The following is a 301-nucleotide window of genomic DNA, read 5'->3' as shown; positions in this document are numbered from 1 at the left end:
GGGTCCTGAAGGAACGTTGAAGACGACGACGTTGATAGGCCGGGTGTGTAAGCGCAGCGATGCGTTGAGCTAACCGGTACTAATGAACCGTGAGGCTTAACCTTACAACGCCGAAGATGTTTTGGCGGATTTGAGAGATTTTCAGCTGATACAGATTAGCGTTTAATGCCTGTGGTGGTGTTAGACGAACAGAATTTGCCTGGCGGCACTAGCGCGGCGGTCCCACCTGACCCCATGCCGAACTCAGAAGTGAAACGCCGTAGCGCCGATGGTAGTGTGGGGTCTCCCCATGCGAGAGTAG

The 301-nt window shown here is 54.2% G+C and carries 2 rRNA genes; both read left to right on the top strand.

Annotated elements, in window-relative coordinates:
- Window positions 1-104, top strand: a 23S ribosomal RNA gene (locus tag KW828_RS21720); the annotation flags it as partial.
- A 94-nt stretch (window positions 105-198) separates the two neighbouring features.
- Window positions 199-301: ribosomal RNA gene (gene rrf / locus KW828_RS21715) — 5S ribosomal RNA — on the top strand; the annotation flags it as partial.

It is taken from the genome of Enterobacter sp. ENT03 (assembly GCF_019218745.1).
GTDB lineage: Bacteria > Pseudomonadota > Gammaproteobacteria > Enterobacterales > Enterobacteriaceae > Enterobacter_D.
This window is presented reverse-complemented; position numbering and strand designations above follow the sequence as displayed.